Below are 17,694 nucleotides of genomic sequence, written 5' to 3' on the forward strand. Positions count from 1 at the left end.
GGCGTATTACACGCCTGCGCCTGACAGTTCCGAAACCAGGAATTTTTCCCTAATTTTTTCTTTTTCTGCCTCATTAAGATAAGGAACAAGCAAAGAAAATGCCTGTGCCCTTCGATATTCGGATTTAATCTCGGATGCCATCCCAAGGGCTTTTTCCAAAATTTCTTTTTTTCTTGCTTCATCCAGATTTGGAATAATAAATGAGAAGGCTTCAGACTTCATGTCTTTATCTTTAAGGTTAGAAGCTAACTGAATGGCTTCTTCTATGATTTCTTCTTTGCCTTGCCTATGCATGCGCGGGGCGAGCAAAGAAAGAGCCTGCACCCTCAGATATTCAGATTGAATTCCGGATACCATATCAAAGGCTTTCTCTATAAGCTCTTTATTCAGGGGCTCATCGAGATAAGGAACTATCAAAGAAAAGATTTGGAACTTTGCATCTCCGTATTGAATGTGAGGGGCAAAGTTAAAGATCTCTTCAATGAGTTCTTCTTTTCCTGGTCCCTTCAGGTGAGGGACAAGTGAAGAAAGGACTGTGGCTCTTTCGGCTCCGTCCTGAATATTGGAGGTAAAATAAAGGGTTTTTTTTATGTACTCTTCCTTTTTTGGTCCCTCCATATAAGGAACAATCAGGGAAAGGGCCTGTGATCTGATGTCTCCGTATTGAATCTGGCAGGCAAAATCAAGAGCTTTTTTCATAAGTTCTTCTTTTTCCTGCCCCACTTCTAGTTGCTTCAAATTCTGGGTAGTGGTAGTAGTGATGACAACTGTACTGGTTTTTGCTGTAAATTTTTCAAGCAGCTCGTTAAATTCTTCAAGCACTCTAGTTCTATCGCCTGAGTCTTGAACTGCAGTACCAGCTGAACAGCTTTTAAGTGTCACCCTGTGTACAGTCCCGTCTTTAAGAATGGATGAAATTTCTTTAGCTAAAGCAGGGTTCTTTTCAAACGATTTTATAACCTCCTGAACCAGAACCTGTTTTACTTCTGGATCGGAGGGTGCAATAACCATATCTCCTGCTGCTTCTTTTACTTCAGGCAGTGTTCTGGAACATAATTTTTCCCACAGTTTTTTCTTAATCGCCCATGCCTCGAGCCCTGCTTTTTTGCCGGCTTCTACATCCGCCTTTCTGGATCCTATGACCAGATACGGAATTACAGGCTCAAGAAAATCTGTAACTGTTTGTGCCAGTTGCTTTGTTGTTAATTGCCCGATTGCCAGTTGACTGATTATTACATCCTGTTGCTGCATTATTTCATCCTTCATTTACAAAACATTCTGTTCTTCTCTCTTTGATTAAATTACACGATAAAGTGATATCAGTAAATTCAAAACCTGTACTTGAATAAATATAATTACAGATAAATACTTCGTTGGAAGCTTTAGAAAGCTCCAGTATGGTTTGACTATAATCTAAAAGTTACAGGAAATTACAGTAATCAACCAGAAGCACAGGCTGACTGTGTATTTACCGTGCATTCAGTGGCTACTGATATCCCTTCTTTCGAAATGTCATATTCAGTCAGAAATTAAACTGAGCTTTGTGCGTGCTTTCATCCTGCAGATTTTTCAGAGATTAGTGGCAGTCCATTAAAATATCCAGTGTAATTCACCAAACTTTATAGATGTGCATGAAGAAGGTACGGAAGCTGCTGCAGCGACAAAGGAGGGAGTGAAGATGGGCGTGAGCATTTATGGATTCTGAACCAAAAGAATTCAAAGACGACCCTCCGTTCGTGTTCTTCACAGAAGACAGAAGGACAAACTGTATCTTTTTCATGGGAAAAGTTGGATACCCTGAGTATGAAGAAACTGAAGATCTTTAGAGTGACAACAAAAAAGAAGCAGTAGAAAAGAAATAGCTAAAATAAAGGTTTGCTATGGCTTGAGATTTCAAAACTCTTCATTTTTTCATTTGGAAAAATTAACAATGCCGGTATCTAAACTCATTCACCAACATGCCTCGTCATTCCGGAGCCAATCTGTATATCCCTGTCTCAAACTGTCTAAAGCAACCGTATAGAGCAAAAACAAATTTGGAACTAGATAAAAAAAGTGGATAAGAAGCTAAAAATAGTTACTGCCAGGACATCTTATCAAGAATCCTGATTAAGTCACTTGCCTCGTCATAAGATAATTCAGGCCAACTCTTTTTGTATTCATCGCAATATTGACTAATTTTTTTATGTCTTTCCATATAACGAAGAGATTTTATTACGAGATTTTTTTGCCTAAAATTTATTGTAGAATCATTTAACTCCATAAAATACTCCTTAGATCATATCTTCATTTTTCAGTATTCTGTACTGCAATCAATCAAAAACCCAGAAATCTTAAAAACGTTATACTCTTTGATTGCCATCTATATATATGGCTCACACTATATATACATGCCTACGATGGTATACTTATTAGACATAAATTCTAAAATATCAGTATATAGCTCTCTATCTTTATACAAAATATTGCTGGCATTTTTATATTAACGATTTTTGGTAATATAATTCAATAATATTGGCTTCAAAAACTAGATAAATAATAAAACATCTCTATTCCTGGTTCTTTTTTCACTATTCTCGTGATCCCTGTAACCTGGCTAGACATTACGGAACGGAATGACTAATTGTCATCTATTGATTGAAAATTATAGCAATACTGATTGAACGTATAGCAAAAAAGAACTGAGAAATGCATTCTGATCTGGTAAATGCTGGGTCCTTTTCCAGACAGGACGTTACATTTGTTGTGCTAAAGCGAGTGATCATGATGGAACATATATGAGTATGAGATATATTGTTGAGATAACCGAAAACGGCACGGCTGCAAAGCCGATTAACTATCTTACAGACACGATTAAAGAGGTCATGACCTCAACTGCTGAGTTATATATGAGTGTGGGATATATGCCGCCCTGGATTGATTATCTGGCGATCGAAGAAAATAAATGTGCAGGCACATGTTCATTCAAGTCACCCCCTGAGAACAACTGCGTGGAAATTGCGTATTTAACTTTTTCGGAGTTCGAGGGGAGAGGCGTAGCTACGCGCATGGCTCAGGCACTTGTGCAGATCGCATTTGAGGCAGTACCGGAAATGACAATTGCAGCGCAGCTCTTTCCTGAAGAAAACACATCAAACAATGTGCCCAGTAAGCTTGGTTTTCAATTCTTTGCTGAATTGGAACATCCAACCGAAGTCAGACTGGCATTGAGGGAAACTTTTATTTTGTCGAGGCTTTTTGGCCCTTCCTCAATAACAGAAGGATCTTCTTTCTTTTCTCAGAAAATAAAACCACATCAATATAGAAAGTTTCCATGCAATTCTCCACTTTTTGGGAGTATTTTCTGCATTTTAAAGTCTATTTGTGATCCCGTTCAATATTCTGAGTTATAATATCCCTTATATTTGAATTGAGTAAGAAAATTTATGTTTTATTCATAACTCTGGAAATGTTTCAAATCTGGAAGATAAGCTATCAAAAATTGATCAAGCTACATTTTTATTTTCATGGAGACATCTAATACCCTCAATACTCTTTTTACTGCCAGCTAAAATTCAAAATCAATACTTATAAGAATAAACCTGTCAAACTGGAATATAATACAGCAAGAACCTAATAGAGCAGCAGTTGGTGGGAATTCTTGAGCGATCAGCCCGGGATACATGATAGGACTTTCAGTCAGGTATCGGATGAGCGGATAAAAGCTGCAAAGCAGCTGGGAGTTCTATTTGAGGCCTTTCCTGACAGGAAACAGGCGTTTGAAGACCTCTTAAGGCTTTGTTCTGACAGGGACAGTGAGGTAAGGGAGGAAGCTATCAGTTCCCTTAAGATGGTTTCTCCTAATGTACCGGACAGGGAACTGGTCTGGGAAAGGTTTGTAAACCTTACGGCTTATCCGTCAGAAAGGGTGATGAAAAAAGCAGTAAATGCTCTGATTGCTGTTTTTCCACTTATGCCTGATAAAGGCAGGGCATGGAAAGGTCTTGTCGGACTGGTAAATTCAAAATCAAGCCTTGAGGATATAAGCAGGGGAATTATCCGTGCGCTTCCAAATGTAATTTCTGAATTTCCGGATAAGAAACAGGCCTGGAAAGACCTGCTTGAAATGACTTTTTCGAATGACCCTTATGTGCGGGAAAAGGCTGCTTCTTTTTTAAATATGATTTTTCCCGAGCTTCCGGGTGAAAGGAAAAACGATGCATGGGAAGAATTAATGAAACTGGCAGACGAATCCGGGGATCTAAAGGTCAGAGAACGGGCTGCAAGGGCCCTTGGAGAGGTTTTTTCCTCTTTGCCTGACGAAAAGAAAAACGAGGCGTGGGAAGAGATGCTGGAACTGGCAGGGAAATCCATGAATCAGGTTGTGCAGAAGGAAATTCTGCTTGCTCTGCCTTCGGTATTTTCGTCTGTACCTGATAACAAAAAGGCATGGAATGACATTTTCCGGCTTACGGGAGATGAGAGCGGGCCTGTACGAAAGCAGGCAATAGATGCCCTTATTTCCATATTTCCTGATATGCCAGACAGAACCATGGTCTGGGCTGATTTCCTGAGGCTCACCAGGTCAAGGGGCGGGTACGTCAGGGACATTGCTGCAGATGCCTTTGTGAGTGTCTTTCCAGGCATGGAAGATAAAGACTCTGTATGGGAGGAACTTATCGAACTCACAGGGGATGAGGACGAATATGTTCGGAGGACCGCAGCTGATACTCTCAGTAAGGTTTTTCCACACGTATCCGATAAAAACCAGGCATATTCGGATCTGGTGAGTCTGGCTGAAAAGAAGGACAGTTATGTGCTCAGAAGAGTCGTAAAGACTCTTGCTTCTGTCTGCCCTCAATTATGTGATGAGTTCGAGATAAATGAAGTGGAGATGGAAGCAGGAGAAAATAAAGAGAAAGAGGAATGGTGGGAAAACGAAAAAAGTAAACCTTCTGGCTTTTACAAACTGGCATCGGAAAAAGCTGCTTTCGTGAGGAGGGATGCAGCACATTCTATAGGGTCTACTCTCTCTGAAGAGGGAGAAAGGAAAGAAAGAGGAGTACAGGATGAAAAAGGAGTGAAGGTTGAAGGGGAACTGAAGGGTGAAAGAAGAGTGAAGGGCGAAAGAGAAGTAAAGGGTAAAAGTAATATAGAAAGTGAGCAGGCTGGAGGAACAGAAAACCGAAAACCCGCTTTTGACCTCCTGAGGTTGACAGGTGATAGGGACAATTATGTAAGAAAAGATGCAACAGAATCCTTTGCCACAGCATACCCCTACCTGTCGGATAAAAAAGAAGTTATAGAAGAATTGCTAGGCTTGATCCTTGATCCGGACCCGCAGATGCGGAGAGGTGCAATTGAGTCTTTGCTGGCAGTTTATTCGCGAAAATCAGGTAAAATGCAGGATATCTGGAGCGAACTTCTTAAAGTATCCGGAGACGGGGACATTGGCGTCAGAAAGGGGGCTGCAGGGCTGCTTTCGTATGTCTTTCCAGCGGTCGAGGAAAAATCCGGAATTCTTTTTGATCTTGTCAGGCTTACTGAAAGCCAGGACGCCCAGCTAAGGAAAAGAGCTGCAGAACTTCTCGCCGTTGCATTTACATATTCCGATAACAAGCAGAGAGCGTGGAACGACCTTTTGAGGCTCACATCCGTTGAGGACAGAGAAGTCCGGAAAGGGGCGGTGCTTGCTCTTGCAGCTGGATATACGGGTATCCCGGATAAAGGGAAAGCTTGGAGTGATCTTATAAGGCTTTCGACCCACAGCGACAGTTTTGTGCAACGAGCCGCAACGCGAGCTCTTGGGTCTGCCTTTTTTTATGTGCCTGATAAAACACGGGCCTGGAGAGACCTGCAGGTTCTTATTGATAATCCATATATCTATGTCCGCAGGTATGCACTTCGCTCCCTTGGAAGAGCTTCCCTATGGAGGGCACTGAGAGCAGAAAACGAGGCTGCTTACCTTTTTGGACTTAAGGAGGCTGTCAAATACTTTAAAGAAGCGGCTGAAACCTCTATCGACGCCTCCATCCCTGAGTTCTATTACCCATTTTACGAAACTCTTCTACAAATACTTTTTAGCGACAGCCCTGGAAGAACTGCCAGGCTCGAAAGTGAGAGGTACATCTCAAAGGTAGCCCATGAGGTAAAGGATCTGGAAGATAATCAGAGGCTTCTTGAAATTCTAGAAGAGTTCACAGGGCTTCTTCGGGCAGCTGGGAATGTGACTGCCGGGGATTTGCCTGCCCAGAAGAAACTGCTTGAGACCTGCATTGAAGCTTTTGACAGGGTTTCAGGTCTTCTGGAAGCTATGGAAGAAGATATTATCCTTGCGCAAAAAACCGTGAAAAGAGAGTATCCAAGAATTGGAAAGGTAGTTCTGGAACAGAAACTAAAAGAGACACTTTCAGGGATACGGTACAAAGCAAGGACAGCTTGCCTGCAGGCAAAAGGCACTCCCACGGAAAAAATCACGTGCACTGTAAGCCAGAAGGTGAGGGAATGGATCTTCCAGGATCTTGAAAAGGACAGAAAAGAACTTGACAGACAGCTTGATTCTCTGCTCAATATCCTCAGAGCTCAGATTCCCAATGTTCCTGAAAACCTGTACATTTTTGAGAAACTTGAAGACATCAGGCAGGAACAGGACATGCTGGAGCGCTACAGGCGCGTTGGCAGATTCATAGGCCTGATCCCCGGTGTCAGGATGCAAAAAGCTTCAGGCAAATAAGTTTCCTTTACCCCGAAATTTATATCCGATCCTGCCAATCTCTTTGTTATGTATGGAGCAGGCATTGAAGTGACAGATGAGGACTTTGAATTTGCAAAGCCCCCTCTTTCAAAAAAATTCATTCGCCTCGTATTCGAAAAGTATCAGCTGGAGTATATCGCCTATTTCGGTGAAAACAGGTTCTATGTCTCAAGGCAAAACTCCCAGGCTCTTAATCCATTATATCCCGATTCCAGCTACCCTGAGGATATTGAACTGGTTTTTGATTTTATGGCACGTGAAAGAATCCGCAGGATAAAATGCGAAAAAGGGGTGCTTTTTCGGTCTTCAGTTCCGGGGCTGTCCGACTCTAATGAGCAGTAAATTACGGGCAGTAAACTATCTGTTTACTTTTCAGCAGCAAGTGGTGAGTCTAAGGGACGGAAACGAAAATAAACATCCAGTCACTTTTTTCTTTTGTCCGGGTTATTTATAGTTTCATCACAATATTAAATGCAAAGTTTCTCTTTATCGGTAACAGGAGGGGTATTAAATAATGAAACTATGGGAGTACGATTCTCGCAGGATTCATGGTGTGCACATGCCGCAGCAAATGAGTGACCTTGAAAGAATTGGAAATGAAGGATGGGAACTGGTTCTGATCAAGGATGACATTGATGATGGAGGAACAGTAACTGCAGTTTTCAAACGGGAGAAGAAAGAGATTTTATCACTATAACTAAATGTTCTTTAAACGTTCTCAAATAATCTCTGAATACTTTATAATTTATTTAAATATCCTTTAAGTAGCCTCTGAATGTTCCTAAATGTTTTCGGAATGTTCTTTAACTACTCTTAATATATTCTCTCTTTCTCTTTTTAGCTATACTTTTATTATAATTATTTGTAAATTATTTGATTTTCTTCAATACAATAAGGTTATGCTTTTTAAAAATACAATTAGAAACATAATAATACATGTAGAGTGATGAGTTCTTTTATATTGGTAGTAAGTTATTTATCTACTTCCTCAGTATTTTACATATATGAAAAATTATGACCCTGTTAAGGCTATATACATTGCTATAATCATACTGGTTTCTTTATATGCTTTATACATAACATCTGCTTTTTTTTGTGTTCTTGTTCTCAGCGCCCTTTTTGCATACGTTATTCATCCTGTATACTTTTTTTGTCTCAGATTCATTAAGAGCAAGCAGATTTGCGCCCTGATACCGCTTGGCGCAATCCTTCTTATTACGGTATCTTCCGGTATTATGATAGTGAAGGCTTTAATGAATGAGATTTCAAAACTGTTAGAGATTCCCAATACAATTAATGGGTTTGCAAATATGGATCTCAGGCGGATAGTAGGAGTTTTTGAGCCTTTTATCCAGACTCATCCCGGGAAACTGACTGCAAGCATCGGTGCATACTTAAATTCCCTGGTCACTGATTATGTCCCCGAAATCCAGAATAATATCTTCCAGATCTCAACTGACCTTTCGATCCTGATTATAGAGCTGGTCGTAATTATTGTCCTGACTTATTATCTCCTTGTAGAAAGCGAAACTATAGCAACCGAACTCCCAAATCTCTTTCCGGACAGAAAATTGGGAGTTGTATTTCTCGGGGAGCTCAATTACATTTACCAGAGCCTCTTCATAGTCTACTTCCTGACCTGTCTCGTGACCGGCGTAATCGGAGGAGTACTTTACTGGGTCCTTGGGATACCATATCCTCTGATCTGGGGAGTTATAACCTTCATAATGGCTCTCCTGCCGGTTGTAGGAGCAGGCACGGTCTACGGCCTCCTTGCTCTTTACTATATTCTCATACAGGACTTTTTTACGGCAGGTGCCCTGTTTTTCCTGGGGATTATCTTACTGAATCTTGTCCCGGACTTTGTTATAAGACCAAAGCTCGCAAGAAGCCGGGGAGCAATTCATCCGGCAATTACTCTTATAGCTTTTGCGGCTCCCGTCTTTGTTCTCGGCCCTATCGGCGTCATCATAGGTCCTCTTACATACGGGTTTTTGCTTGCAGTCTTCAGGACAAAGAAAATACTTGGGACTCCCACTGTCCAGACAGACAATTCAACCGCAAGCCCAAGTGAAGGTCCGGTTGAAAATACGGTAGAAAGATCCTTTCAGTTGTCGGTTGAAAAATCCGTTGAAAGGTCAGTTGAGGCTTCCGGTGACCACATTTTCAGTCCGGAAATTAACCCATGGCATGATCGAAAAAAAGCTATATGAAATTAATGGAAACCCTGATATAAACCTTTTAAATTAAAGTAGCCGTTATTCTGGCTTTATTTTGGTAGCCTGAATTTCGGCAATCTGTTTTTTAACAACCTCTTGTTCATATTATCTTCTGAATCGTGTATATTCGCTTCGAATTCTAGATTAATTGTGTTGATTTTGGATGGATGCCATCTATAAAATCTGTCTATAATATCTGTCTGTAGTATCTGTCTATGATATCTGTCTGTAGTATCTGTCTATGATATCTGTCTATAAATGCTACTTCAGTACTGTTTGGTTCAGTAAACAAGGTTCAATAATTTCTGATTATATACAACTTTTAGCTGGACTGATCTGTTGACTGATCTGTTGACTGATCTGTTGACTGATCTGGTATCTTATAAAAGAATTAATAGTAAAAGTGTTTATAGCTGATAACTCTGAGAGGAGTAGATTTTCATGTATTTTTTCCATATTTTACAGATACCTTTATATACTATATTTGTCTGGTAGATCTATTAAAAATAAAGAGACGTATAATCTGTTATTAAAAACTCACTTTTGTTTTTAATCAAAGAGCTCTATACAATCTTATTTTTAAACTATTGACTATCCGCTATAAGCGGAGGTGAAACGAAAATGGCTTTTAATGACAGAAATTTCAGAGGAAATTCCGGAGGTTTCCGCGGTAACAGCGGTCCCAGGGAAATGCACACCGCAGTTTGTTCTGACTGTAACGTCGAGACTCAGGTACCTTTCAAACCTGACCCCGAAAGACCGGTCTACTGCAGAGACTGCCTTCCTAACCACAGGACTCCCAGAGAGAACCGCTATTAAGGTTATCCGTGTAACTGAGTTACATTAACGCTTTACTAATAATTATTCACTTTCCTTTTTTTATATGTCGCTTTTTCAAGTAGATGCAAGCTTCCAGTAATCACTTTAAGTTAAACTTTTTCTTCATTTTATTTTATGTATTTTCAAATTTGCATTTGAATAAATACCTTTTTCCATCGATGTAAAAATTTATATCAAGTTCTGGCTAATTCTACTATAGTTACAATAACTAAAAAAGGATTCTCCAGACCCTCGAATGTGAACAAATACGCCGCTATTTGCGAAAAAAGGTGGTTTAAATGAGGAATACAGGTAAAACACTTATTGGCATAGTGATTTTTTTCCTTCATATTGCCTTTATTTGGGTATCAGTTTATTATTGTCGATATCTTTGGCACCTCCTGGCCTCTGGCATCTTTTGGACTTATTCTGGTGGGCGGATTTATGATGACTCAGAATTCAGCCTGGAAAAAAAAGACAATAAATAATTTTATCTCTTTGCAGCCTGAAAACTCTGCCGAATGGGTCAATAAGGGCAATGTACTCTGCGAAATCGGGGAAAAAGATGAGGCAATAAAACTTATGAGCAGGCAATAAAGTTAAAACCTGATTATGCCGAAGCCTGGTATAACAAAAGTGTTGCTTTTGTTTCCATTGACAAAGTTGATGATTCTATCAAAGCCAGGCAGAGAGCACTGGAATTAAATCCTGAATTGAAAGCTGCTATGGATTGCAAAGATGATAATATTCCGTTGTCACTAAATTCTGGAAAAGGTTTCTGGAAACAGGTTGGTTTTTGGATTCCTGTTCTGTATGATTGACTATCAAATTACAAATGGCAGAATTTTCAGAACCCACTTTCTTTTCTAAGAAAAGCTTGTTGAGCACTCTCTATAGTTTTTTCTTCTTCTTCATTTTGCCCTTAATCTATTATTTTTTACCGGATTTTCCGAGCTCTCAGGTTCAACCCGGCTGCAAAAATCGTGCTTCTTTTTTATCTTTCAAGCATTGTCTCAAAAGAAACTTTGAGCACATTGATACTTTCTTACTCAAAATATCTATGCAGAGCTTTGAGGATTTTATCAAAAAATTCTGAATATTCACTTTCTTGGCATGAAAGTACATGAGGATATCTTCCTCACGTACTCTCTCTGTCTTCTTTTCCCATAATTGCGAATATTCCACTAATTATTTTGATCCGTTCATCAGCCGAAAATATTTCAGTTTCAACAATCTTTCTCTTTTGAACTTCTCCCTTTTCATACCCTGTCTCATCTTCATACATCTCATCACTTGTGATAAGATGCCATATTATCGTTGCAATTTTCCTTGCCAGGGCAATAATCGCCTTTGCATATCCAATTGACTTCTTTTTTCTGTTAAAAAACTCTTTTAACCTGCTATTCTTCTTTCTTGCTGCTGCTTGAGCAATCTGTGTCAGAATCCACCTTGCTACTTTTGATCCTCTCTTTGTGATTCTTCCATTATGGTATTTATCTGCAGATTGATACACATTCGGAACTATCCCAAGCCATGAAGCAAGTTTATCCCCTGAAGAAAAGTCTTTGAAGTTTCCTATCTCAGCAATTAAAGTTGCCGCACTCAGTTCTCCAATCCCAGGAACTGACATTAAAATTTCCATTTCATGTTTATGATTTCTATAAGCGTAATTGAAAATTTCTCTTTCCAGAATTTCGATTTCTTCATCCAGATGTTTTATAATGTTCAGGCACATCTGAAGCCTTATTGCAGCACTCTGAGATATTTCTCTGTTCAGAATCTCTCTTATCTGACCAGCTTTCTTCCGAACATTTGGAGAAAGTGATTCTATAATCTGATCAATATTTTTTCCTGAAGAAATTCCTGATAGAATTGCTCTTCCATTTTTTCCGAAAATGTCTGTTAGCACATCACCTAGATGTAACATTTCAGAAGAAAGAATAGCATGAGCTTCATTTTTTATATCTGTCCTTTTTCTTACAAGAGTTAACCTGAGCCTGACATACGACCTGAATTCCCTGTGCTTTTTAGGAAAAACTCTTGACGGTTGAATCATTTTATTCAATGCAAGTTGTGCAATGACTTCCGAATCTATCTTATCGGTCTTTTTATGTGTAAATGCTTTCATATCTCGCGCATTTCCAACTATAACAGGCAAATGATCTATCAATGACTCATAAATCGGAACCCAGAAGTCACTTGTTGATTCACAGGCAACAACATCACATTCTTCTGATGTCACCCAATTTTTAAGGTTTAAAATTCCATCATCATCTCTATCAAAACGTTGTAGCTGTTTTTCACCGGATCTGCTGAGAATAGTAGCAATGACAAAATGTTTGTGAATGTCTAAACCACAAGATTTGTTTATTTCTCCTTCCAATTTACATTACTCCATCATTTCAAGGACAGTGGAATTGCCTCAAAGGCAATTTGGCATCCGTGATCAAAGTCACATCTGGGCCTTCGATGGCAATTCGCTGATTAGTTTTTTGACGGTTTCACAGAACCAAAGAAAAGACAACCTTACTGTCCTAAGGTAATGATGGAGTTAATAAACAAAAAAGTTAGGTATAAAAGGACTTTCATCTTTTTGGGCATGTTATTCGAAGAATATCATGTGCGTTTTTTGTGTACGAGATGTTCTTCGGAAAAAGTTATGAAAAAGAGCTGTAACTGCCCTGCATGCCATTTATAAAAAACAGGGATTACAGAACCTGTACTTCTGTGAAACCGGAAAAGCTGTAGAAAAAAGGAAAGAAGAGAAAAAAGCATGAGAAGCTTGTATCAAGTGACTAAGTAGAAAATAATAAAGTTCTGACCAGCAGACAGAGCCCTAACTAGCAGCTCTTCGATTTTTTAAAATTGTATTATTATAATTTTTTTAGTTAGATAACTTTAATTTCATAATTTTTGTTAGAAATTACATTTCTATTAATTATATGGGTGTTTGAATATTATTTGCTACTGAAACATTGCAAATCTTCTTAATATCAGATCTTTTGGTAATGCATTTGGGGGGAAGAAATTATGAAAGGATATCTGAAATTATCGTGTCTCTTGCTGGTGTTTTTCTTATTGTTTACGCCATTTAATGCCACAGCATCTGGAATAAATTCAGATGCCGCACCTGTTGGAATAAATAGCGACCTTTCCGGGGCAAACCCTGCAGACTCCCTGGTTTCCGAAACCATAGGTGCAGCTGTCTACATAGAAGAAGAAATTTACAATAATGAATACGCTACGATCTCCATAACAACAAAAAACAACGGAGAAAAATCGAGTGATGGTCATATTATTGTCTCGTTTCCGAACAATGAGGAAATCTTGAGCATGGAAGGAAGTGGGGACAGTGTGGAACTCTATCCGAAAGGAAGTTCAATTGAGACCAAAGACGGGACAAAAACTGACTTATCAGAATATCCTTTTGTCGACCTGGCAAAGTCCGGGTGGGAAACCGGAAAAAATGAAACTCTCAACCTGAAGGTCAAGCCGAATAAGGGTTCCGAAGAAGTTGTATTCCTGGTCAGGGTGGCATTGAAGAATGATGCAACCGGGGATTATGAGAGGTATCCCGGAATTTCGAGTGATGTTGACCAGCAGGGCTGGTACGTTTATAAGAATTCGATTGGCGTATCCGGCTATCCAGATATGATAATCGAGGACATTTCCTGGGAACCTGCAAATCCCCGTGAAAACGAAAATGTGACATTTAAAGTTATGCTAAAGAATGTGGGGCTTGCATCATCTGGAAATTGCAATGTAAAATGCTACCTGAACGGAAATGAAATCTCTTTTTCCCCGGTTTCCGGGCTTGAAGCGGGTTCGAAAACTTCTTTTACATTTAACTGGGTTCCAACCAGTTCAGGAAGCATGGACTTGAAGGTGGTTATAGATTCAGAAAACCAGTTTTTTGAGTTTAATAAAATGAATAATGAAAAAGCAGGGATATTTACAGTGATATCTTCTACAACATCTCCATCCTCTCCTTCATCCTCTTCAGGTTCGTCTTTTAGTTCCGGAAGTGGAGGGACAGGTGGCTCTCCCGAACCTGCCAACAATATTGAGATAAAAGAACTCGCCCAGCAGTTTGTCAGTAATGGCAACCATGCTAAATTTGTATTCACAAAAAATGTAACCTCAATAGCATACATTGAATTCGATCCCAAAAAGACTATCGGAAAGACTACAACCATTGTAGAGACGCTTAAGGAAAAATCCACCCTTGTGACGGAACTGCCCTCAGGGAAAGTTTACGAAAACACGAATATCTGGGTCGGAAACGAAGGAACTGCAAGCTCGGAGAACATTGAAAACGCAGTTGTCGGCTTCAAAGTTGAAAAGACCTGGATAAACTCAAACGGAGTGGATTCGTCTTCAGTCAGACTCTGGAGGTTTGAGGACGAAAAATGGAGAGAACTCCCTACCACCCAGACCGGTGAAGATGGTGACTATGCCTATTATGAGGCAGATACTCCCGGGTTCTCGGCTTTTTCAATAATGATCCTTTATCCAGAAGAAGATCCAGAAAGCACATCCTTGTCCCTGGGGAGTTCTGTCGAGGATAAGGATTTCAGGGCAGTTTCCGAAAACTCAGAAGAGAAAGAATCCGATGTTACTGATTCTGAAGTTGAAGAGAATAATCCCGGAATTTCCGGAAGCCTGAAAAAAGTATTGCTGCCAGTGGTTATGCTTGTTACGGTAATTCTGGCTGGCTATGTAGCTTCAAGGAAGCGAATTTAAGGCTTACTTCCCATTTAGGCTTACTTCCTATTTTTCTCTTTTTTGATTATTTTACTTTATTTTTGGATATGATAATTTTCTTCTTTTCCGTGATTTCGTTCGGATTTTGCAGGTTCTTCCGAGTTTCAGATGGAGAAGCCAGAACGAGCTTACATAAACCCGCCAAGAACCACTCCCAGACCCATGACAGCTACGCAGCCTACAGCTGCTACATCAGTTTTATTCCAGGTAAGCTTACTTTTCCCGACGCTCTGCCTGCTTCTATATCCCCGCATGTCCATGGTAAGACCGAGCACCTGGGTCCTTCCCAGGGAGTTTGCGACCAGGGGTACGAGGATCGGCTTTACACTCATAATTTTTCCACGTATTCCTTTTCCGGGGTTGTAGCCCCTTGCTAGCTGGGCTTCGTGGATGCGCTGGCCTTCTACCTGCAGGCTCGGGATAAAGCGGAGAGCTATCACGAACATGAGCACGTAGTCAACAGGGATGTGGATTGCCAGGAGGGCTTTCATGAGGTCACTTGGCTTTGTGGTTACCACCAGGAGCTGAAAGGCAAAAAGCATTGCAAAGAAACGGAGAGAAAGGACGGTCCCAAAATCCAGGGCTCCGGTTGTAATCGGAACAAGCCCTCCGGCCGCAAGCGTACCTGCAGGGATCAGGTATCCGATAGTTTCCCCGCTTTTCAGGGTGAAGACAGTGAGCAGGATAAGAGTCAGGCTTAAAAACACAAGAAGTTTGAGCTGCCTCAGAAGTTCCTGCTGGAGCCCTGCTTTAAGGGAAGCCAGAGAAATCCCCAGGACCATCAGTCCGAGGACTGCAGAATCTGTAGTAAAGACGCTCAAGGCGATAATACCTGTAACGGCAGCAATTTTCGAAAGCGGGTTCATGCTGTGCAAAAAAGTGTCCCTATTAATGTATTGCATAATTTCTTTCATACTATTACTCCCCTTCGGCAGATTTCCCTTCGGTGCTTTTGATTTCTTTTTTGACAGAACCAAGGATTCCATTTGCCGAATCTCCAACAATTTTTCCGGATTCCATCCGAATGACCCTTTCAGCATGATCCTTTACAATCTGCATATTATGGGTCACCATTACAATAGTGTGGCCTTCCTGCTGGAGCCTTTTCATAAGCTGCATCATCCGGTCTGACTCTTCGGCGTCCAGACCTGTAGTGGGCTCGTCAAGCACTATCAGCTCGGGCCGCATTGCAATTACACAGGCAACGGCAAGTCTCTGTCTCTCTCCACGGCTAAGGTGGCGAGGAAATACTTTCTCTTTACCTTTCAGATTCACAAGTTCAAGAGAACGATCAATCGCCTCAGCTGCCTGAGAGCCAGTTATCCCGATATTATTTAACCCGAAAGAGACCTCGGCTTCAACCGTATCTTCAAAAAGCATATTGTCAGGATTCTGGAAAACCAGACCCGTATGTTTCACCAGCTCGTTAATAGGCACTCTGGAGGTATCGAGCCCTTTTACGATCACGCCCCCGGAGTAAGGGCGCAGGAGCCCATTGAAATGTTTGACAAGCGTTGTCTTACCTGAACCATTTTTCCCGAGGACTGCAACAAGTTCTCCCGAGTATATCTCAAGGTCGACATTGTCAAGAGCAGTAAATTCTCCGTAGCGCTGGGTTAGCTTTTTTACGGAAATAACAGGCTGTCCTTCTTTTTCAGGACGAGAATAGTCCTGCTTACCTTTCTCAATCTCAAGAGCAACTTCTTCAGGAAAAGTTGCAAAATCGGCAGGACTTTTTACTGCTTTTATTTCTCCTTTCTCAAGAAGCACGACCCTGTCCCCTATTTCAAGGAAGTCCTCCACATTGTGGTCCACAATTATAATCGTCTTTCCTGCTTCTTTCAGCCTCTTCAGGACAGAAAATACCCTTCGTACTGCCTGTGTATCAAGTTCAGCGGTAGCTTCGTCAAGGATAATGACTTCCGTATCCAGGGCAAGGGTTGCAGCAAGGGCAGCTTTCTGCTTTTGTCCTCCGGACAGAGTGTGAGGAGCCCTGTGCTTCAGATGGCTGAGTTCACAGAACTCCATTGCCTCTTCAAGCCTGCGTACAGTCTCTTTTTCCGGGTGACCACGGTTCTCAAGTCCAGAACGGATTTCTTCTTCAACAGTTGTAAAAATCAGCTGGGATTCCGCATCGTCAAAAACCATCCCTGTATACCGGCTCAACTCCTTCATGCCGTCAAAGTCCTTTATATCCCTGTTTTTGAAACTGAGGCTTCCTTCAATTTTGCCTCCGATTTCGTGGTGAAGGATACCTGCCATTGCAAGGGCAAGAGTGGTTTTTCCGGCTGCACTGTGCCCTGTAACAAGGAGCAATTCCCCTTTTCGGACTTCCAGATTTATGTTTTTTAAGGCAGGGTTTTCCGCTGTTCCGTAAGTATACGAGAAGTTTCTGAGTTCAATCATGTTTTACGCTTTCCCCCGGGCAAGTACCTTTGAAGCAGGGACATAGAGGATCTGGACAATGGCTGCGTTAGCAATCGCGGTTAACACGACGATTGGGATTACAGCACCTGCAAAAGCCCCCATGGTCTCAAACTTTGATACGATTGTAGGAGCAACAAGAAGCATCGCAACAACTACGAAGGTTGTCCCGCTGGCAAGAGTTCCGAGCAGAGTTGAGATGGCAGGGGAGATAGAAAGTCTGCCCATAAGGATCTTATATGTAGTAAGGCAGGCTACTGCACCAACCGGCTCGCTGATGAGATTTGCAGGCGGAAAAATAGAGTGGCTTAATAGGGCGCAGACTATTCCTGCTACAATTCCTATCCCTATTACCTCGGTGAATGTTGGTATAACAAGGATAATGGCAAGACAATAAAAGGCTATTACGAGATTTGAGACGATTGGTCCCGGAATAACGAGTGATAAATAGCGAACTATCGCACCGATTGCGAGTAAAATTCCAACAATTGCAATATCCTGAGATTTCATTAAAACCATCTTCCTGCATCAATTTTCAGGAGAATAATCCTGAATTTATAAATACCACATATCAATAAAATATCATAAATCAGTTAAACACAGCAACCAGTTAGACATAAACCAATCAAACACAAAATCAATTAAACATCATGAATCAATTAAACATCATGAATCAATTAAACATCATGAATCAATTAAACATCATAAATCAATTAAATTCGATAATTGGTTAAA

14 protein-coding genes are annotated in these 17,694 nt (G+C 40.7%); 9 read left to right on the forward strand and 5 right to left on the reverse strand.

The genetic code is table 11. From position 1 onward, the window contains the following. Positions 1-6: 6 nt before the first annotated feature. Positions 7-1,251 carry a hypothetical protein gene (locus ACZ5A8_RS15440; protein WP_464530136.1) on the reverse strand — a complete coding sequence of 415 codons (1,245 nt, stop codon included), beginning with the start codon at positions 1,249-1,251 and terminating at the stop codon, positions 7-9. Positions 1,252-1,694: 443 nt separating this feature from the next. Here ACZ5A8_RS15440 and ACZ5A8_RS15445 point away from each other — a divergent pair, with 443 nt between their 5' ends. The 8 genes from ACZ5A8_RS15445 to ACZ5A8_RS15480 all read left to right on the forward strand — a co-directional run bounded on the left by ACZ5A8_RS15445 (position 1,695) and on the right by ACZ5A8_RS15480 (position 10,368). Further along, complete coding sequence (locus ACZ5A8_RS15445) at positions 1,695-1,826, forward strand: serpin family protein (protein ID WP_322224375.1); 132 nt, start codon at positions 1,695-1,697, stop codon at positions 1,824-1,826. 951 nt (positions 1,827-2,777) lie between these two features. Continuing rightward, complete coding sequence (locus ACZ5A8_RS15450) at positions 2,778-3,392, forward strand: GNAT family N-acetyltransferase (protein ID WP_464530138.1); 615 nt, start codon at positions 2,778-2,780, stop codon at positions 3,390-3,392. Positions 3,393-3,640: 248 nt separating this feature from the next. Beyond that, on the forward strand, positions 3,641-6,712 hold the full coding sequence (locus ACZ5A8_RS15455; protein WP_464530139.1) for a HEAT repeat domain-containing protein: 3,072 nt from the start codon (positions 3,641-3,643) through the stop codon (positions 6,710-6,712). Between the two features lie 48 nt (positions 6,713-6,760). Further along, complete coding sequence (locus ACZ5A8_RS15460; RefSeq protein ID WP_464530140.1) at positions 6,761-7,075, forward strand: hypothetical protein; 315 nt, start codon at positions 6,761-6,763, stop codon at positions 7,073-7,075. A 172-nt stretch (positions 7,076-7,247) separates the two neighbouring features. After that, complete coding sequence (locus ACZ5A8_RS15465; RefSeq protein ID WP_464530142.1) at positions 7,248-7,430, forward strand: hypothetical protein; 183 nt, start codon at positions 7,248-7,250, stop codon at positions 7,428-7,430. Positions 7,431-7,737: 307 nt separating this feature from the next. Next, positions 7,738-8,946, forward strand: coding sequence for an AI-2E family transporter (locus ACZ5A8_RS15470; RefSeq protein ID WP_464530143.1), 1,209 nt, complete (start codon positions 7,738-7,740; stop codon positions 8,944-8,946). A 627-nt stretch (positions 8,947-9,573) separates the two neighbouring features. Continuing rightward, entirely contained in the window at positions 9,574-9,771 is a 198-nt protein-coding gene (locus tag ACZ5A8_RS15475) for a CxxC-x17-CxxC domain-containing protein (protein ID WP_048140583.1), read from the forward strand. Between the two features lie 444 nt (positions 9,772-10,215). Beyond that, positions 10,216-10,368 carry a hypothetical protein gene (locus ACZ5A8_RS15480; RefSeq protein WP_464530145.1) on the forward strand — a complete coding sequence of 51 codons (153 nt, stop codon included), beginning with the start codon at positions 10,216-10,218 and terminating at the stop codon, positions 10,366-10,368. A gap of 541 nt (positions 10,369-10,909) precedes the next feature. On the opposite strand, the gene ACZ5A8_RS15485 is transcribed toward ACZ5A8_RS15480, so the two are convergent. Beyond that, the gene (locus tag ACZ5A8_RS15485) at positions 10,910-12,154 is read right to left on the reverse strand and encodes an IS110 family RNA-guided transposase (RefSeq protein WP_464529342.1); all 1,245 of its coding nucleotides are present in this window, start codon (positions 12,152-12,154) and stop codon (positions 10,910-10,912) included. Positions 12,155-12,801: 647 nt separating this feature from the next. On the opposite strand from ACZ5A8_RS15485, the gene ACZ5A8_RS15490 reads away from it, so the two are divergent. Next, complete coding sequence (locus tag ACZ5A8_RS15490; RefSeq protein ID WP_464530146.1) at positions 12,802-14,514, forward strand: PGF-pre-PGF domain-containing protein; 1,713 nt, start codon at positions 12,802-12,804, stop codon at positions 14,512-14,514. Positions 14,515-14,663: 149 nt separating this feature from the next. On the opposite strand, the gene ACZ5A8_RS15495 is transcribed toward ACZ5A8_RS15490, so the two are convergent. Genes ACZ5A8_RS15495 through ACZ5A8_RS15505 form a run of 3 tightly spaced genes read right to left on the reverse strand, consistent with a single transcriptional unit; the run spans position 14,664 to position 17,469 of the window. After that, positions 14,664-15,449, reverse strand: a complete 786-nt coding sequence (locus ACZ5A8_RS15495) for an energy-coupling factor transporter transmembrane component T family protein (protein WP_464530148.1) — start codon at positions 15,447-15,449, stop codon at positions 14,664-14,666. 4 nt (positions 15,450-15,453) lie between these two features. Then, positions 15,454-16,941: an ABC transporter ATP-binding protein gene (locus ACZ5A8_RS15500; protein ID WP_464530149.1), complete on the reverse strand. Its 1,488-nt coding sequence runs from the start codon at positions 16,939-16,941 to the stop codon at positions 15,454-15,456. 3 nt (positions 16,942-16,944) lie between these two features. Further along, on the reverse strand, positions 16,945-17,469 hold the full coding sequence (locus tag ACZ5A8_RS15505; RefSeq protein WP_464530150.1) for a tryptophan transporter: 525 nt from the start codon (positions 17,467-17,469) through the stop codon (positions 16,945-16,947). Positions 17,470-17,694 lie beyond the last annotated feature (225 nt).

The organism is Methanosarcina subterranea, assembly GCF_055385895.1.

Bases quoted from the DNA above. Each gene is read 5' to 3' on its own strand.
- ACZ5A8_RS15440 (WP_464530136.1), bottom strand. From the start codon at position 1,251: ATGCAGCAACAGGATGTAATAATCAGTCAACTGGCAATCGGGCAATTA.
- ACZ5A8_RS15450 (WP_464530138.1), top strand. From the start codon at position 2,778: ATGAGTATGAGATATATTGTTGAGATAACCGAAAACGGCACGGCTGCA.
- ACZ5A8_RS15500 (WP_464530149.1), bottom strand. From the start codon at position 16,941: ATGATTGAACTCAGAAACTTCTCGTATACTTACGGAACAGCGGAAAAC.
- ACZ5A8_RS15480 (WP_464530145.1), top strand. From the start codon at position 10,216: ATGATGACTCAGAATTCAGCCTGGAAAAAAAAGACAATAAATAATTTT.
- ACZ5A8_RS15460 (WP_464530140.1), top strand. From the start codon at position 6,761: ATGTATGGAGCAGGCATTGAAGTGACAGATGAGGACTTTGAATTTGCA.
- ACZ5A8_RS15490 (WP_464530146.1), top strand. From the start codon at position 12,802: ATGAAAGGATATCTGAAATTATCGTGTCTCTTGCTGGTGTTTTTCTTA.
- ACZ5A8_RS15445 (WP_322224375.1), top strand. From the start codon at position 1,695: ATGGATTCTGAACCAAAAGAATTCAAAGACGACCCTCCGTTCGTGTTC.
- ACZ5A8_RS15505 (WP_464530150.1), bottom strand. From the start codon at position 17,469: ATGAAATCTCAGGATATTGCAATTGTTGGAATTTTACTCGCAATCGGT.
- ACZ5A8_RS15465 (WP_464530142.1), top strand. From the start codon at position 7,248: ATGAAACTATGGGAGTACGATTCTCGCAGGATTCATGGTGTGCACATG.
- ACZ5A8_RS15475 (WP_048140583.1), top strand. From the start codon at position 9,574: ATGGCTTTTAATGACAGAAATTTCAGAGGAAATTCCGGAGGTTTCCGC.
- ACZ5A8_RS15495 (WP_464530148.1), bottom strand. From the start codon at position 15,449: ATGAAAGAAATTATGCAATACATTAATAGGGACACTTTTTTGCACAGC.
- ACZ5A8_RS15470 (WP_464530143.1), top strand. From the start codon at position 7,738: ATGAAAAATTATGACCCTGTTAAGGCTATATACATTGCTATAATCATA.